The sequence below is a fragment of the Salinigranum sp. genome, from assembly GCF_041641895.1.
Taxonomy (GTDB): domain Archaea; phylum Halobacteriota; class Halobacteria; order Halobacteriales; family Haloferacaceae; genus Salinigranum.
In genome coordinates this window covers 1-3025 of sequence record NZ_JBEPXO010000149.1, presented here as the reverse complement: position 1 = coordinate 3025, position 3025 = coordinate 1, and the positions used below count along the sequence as shown (strand labels likewise).

The 3025-nt window shown below is 70.7% G+C and carries 3 protein-coding genes; 2 read left to right on the top strand and 1 reads right to left on the bottom strand.

Annotated elements, in window-relative coordinates; translation table 11 throughout:
* Positions 1 to 900: M28 family peptidase (locus ACESK5_RS19010; RefSeq protein WP_372913152.1), on the top strand; the 900-nt coding region annotated here is incomplete at its 5' end.
* A gap of 16 nt (positions 901 to 916) precedes the next feature.
* Here ACESK5_RS19010 and truA read toward each other — a convergent pair.
* Positions 917 to 1714, bottom strand: coding sequence for a tRNA pseudouridine(38-40) synthase TruA (truA, locus tag ACESK5_RS19005; protein ID WP_372913153.1), 798 nt, complete (start codon positions 1712 to 1714; stop codon positions 917 to 919).
* Positions 1715 to 1886: 172 nt separating this feature from the next.
* On the opposite strand from truA, the gene ACESK5_RS19000 reads away from it, so the two are divergent.
* A complete protein-coding gene (locus ACESK5_RS19000; protein ID WP_372913151.1) occupies positions 1887 to 2987 on the top strand; it encodes an AI-2E family transporter in 1101 nt (366 codons plus the stop codon).
* Positions 2988 to 3025 lie beyond the last annotated feature (38 nt).

Genomic DNA, 3025 nt, shown 5'->3' with positions numbered 1-3025 from the left:
GGCTGTGCGGTCGACGAGGGAGCGGTGGGCTTCGTCTTCGCCAACCACGTCCCCGGCCAACTGCCACCGACCGGGAGCCTCCGGTTCGACGGCGAGGCCGAGATTCCCGCCGTCGGCGTCTCGAAGGAGACGGGGTCGTGGCTGACGGACGCCGCTCCCGACCGGGCCCGGCTCTCCGTCGAGGCGACGACCGAGCGCGGCGAGAGCCAGAACGTCGTCGGGACGCTCGGCCCCGACGAGGCCGAGGGTGAGGGCGCGGGGGCGGGGGAACTGCTCCTGCTCGCACACTACGACGCCCACGACGTCGGCGAGGGCGCCCTCGACAACGCCTGTGGTGTCGCTGTCGCCGTCGCCACCTGTCGAATCCTCGCCGAGATGGACCTCTCTCGGCGCGTGCGCGTCGCCGCCGTCGGCTGCGAGGAGACGGGTCTCGTCGGGTCCGAACACCTCGCCTCCCGACTCGACCCCGCGGCCGTCGTCAACGTCGACGGCGCGGGGCGGTTCCGTGACCTCGTCGCGATGACGCACACCTCCGACGAGACGGCGGCTGTCGCCGAACGGGTCGGTGAGGAGGCCGGCCACCCGGTCCGGGTGAAGACCGAACCCCACCCGTTCAGCGACCAGTGGCCGTTCGTCCGGCGGGGTGTGCCGGCGCTGCAACTCCACTCCGACAGCGGTGAACGCGGCCGGGGGTGGGCACACACGGCCGCCGACACTCGCGACAAGGTCGACCGACGCACCCTCCGCGACCACGCGATGCTGACCGCACTCCTCGTCCACGAACTGGCCGCGCGTGACCCGCCACGACTCGACCGGGACGCCCTCGCGGACGCGTTCCGCGCCGCCGACTTCGAACCGGGGATGCGCGCGGCAGGGCTGTGGCCCGACGCGTGGGAGTGACCGGTTCGTCGCCGACTCACCGCATCCCGTCGCGGATTCGACCGGCCACTCGCGCCCGGACGCGGCCGTCGACGGCCCGGTCGTCGAACAGCACCCGCGAGCGCTCGGCGGCCTCTTCGTCGACGGTGAAGTCGAGCCCCGGATACGCGACGCCCGTGAGGACGAGCGGTTCGGCCGCCGCGGGCGGGACTCCCTCCTCACCCGGTACGGCCCCCGGCGCGAGGACGCGTTCGACCGCCGCGAGCGGCGCTCCCCGACCCACGGTGTGGACGAGCGAGACGACTCTCCGGACCTGCTGGCGGACGAACCCCGTCGCGGCGAGGGAGAACGTGAGGAAGTCGCCGTCGCGGGCGACGGCGCCCGTGAGCACCCGGACGGTCCCCTCGTCGTCCGTGGTCAGGTTGTGGAAGTCGTGCTCGCCGCAGAGGCGGGCGAGCGCCGCGGCGACGCGGCCGTCGTCGACGTCGGGCGCGTACAGGTCGTAGGTGTACTCGCGCTCGGCGGCGTCGTGTGTCGCGTGGAAGTCCGGGGGTGCGTCCGCGCGTGCCCACGCTCGCACGTCGGCAGGGAGTTCGCTGTTCAACGCCGCGGGCGAACACCACGCGGGACAGCGGAAGCCGACGGTCTGTGCGAGCGCCGACACGCCCCTGTCCGTCCGGCCGGCGGCCGCGTACCCCGATGGGAGGCCCTCCTCGGGACTGAGACCGAGCGCCCGCACCGCGTCGAGCAGGGCGTCCTCGACAGTCGGGACCGTCGGCTGGCGCTGGAAGCCGTAGAACGGTCGGCCGTCGTAGGCGACGCGGAACGCACGCATCCGCCCTCGCCCGGCGTCGTGGTTCGTCACCGCCACGTCCCCCGGTCCATGCCGTCGTCGACCATCGGTAGCCGTTCACGCAGTCGGTACTTCAAACCGCGCCGTCGGTGGGCTTCTCAGCTCCGGTATTCGCGTCCGCAGCTTTATCATCTGAACCGGATTGTGGGTCGGTATGGACGAGAAACGACTCGTCGTCGCCCTGTTCGGCCTCCTCGTCGCCGTGGTCCTCGGCGCACTCGCCCTCCAGTTCGTCGCCCCCCTGACCGTCTCGGTGTTCCTCTACTACTCGACACGGCGCTTCTACGGCTCGCTCCGACGGCTCCGGCTCCCGGCCCGCATCCGTGCAGTCGTCGTCATGTCCGCGCTCGCCGTCCCGCTCCTCCTCGTCGTGAGCTACGCCGTCGTCCTGCTCGTCCTCGAAGCCCGACTGTTCGTCGAACAGTACGCGCTGCTCGACGTCGCCGCCACCCACGTCGACTGGCTCGGAGGGATGGAGACTATGCCCGACCTGACGGTACAGGGCCTCTACGAGGCGTACCAGGCCGGTCAGCTCTCACCGCTTCTCGACTTCCTCGGCCAGCACGCGGTCCTGTTGACGTCCGTCGTCTCCAACTTCTTCCTGAACCTCTTCATCACCGTCATCGTCACCTACTACCTCCTCCTCGACGGCTACCGACTCCGGGAGTGGCTGCTGCGGTTCGACGACGACGCCATCATCCGCGAGTACCTCGAAGCGGTCGACGAGGAGCTGGAGGCGGTGCTGTTCGGGAACCTACTGAACGTCCTCGCCATCTCGCTCATCGCCATCGCCGCCTTTTCGGGGTACAACGCCGTCGCCCCCGCCACGGTGGAAGTTCCGTACCCGGCGCTGGCCGGCGTTCTGACCGGAGCCGCGAGCCTGATTCCCGTCGTCGGCATGAAGGTCGTCTACCTCCCGCTGACCGCCATCACCGCGATGCCGGTGCTGCTCGGCAGCGGCGACTCGTCGCTCCTCGTGTACGTCCTCGTACTGCTCGTGGTCGCGGTGGTCGTGGTCGACACCATCCCGGACCTGGTGCTCCGTCCGCTGTTGAGCGGCAAGAACACCCACGTCGGCCTGCTCATGCTCGCGTACACGCTCGGCCCGGTCGTGCTCGGCTTCTACGGCCTCTTCTTCGCGCCCATCGCGCTGGTCGTCGGCCTGACGTTCGCGAACACGGCGCTCCCGCGCCTCCTCGGCGCCGAGGAACCCGGGGGGCTCTCGCCGGACCAGATGCGACTCGACGACTTCTGAACCGCGCGACCCAAGCGTCTCCGCGTCAGGTACCGTCT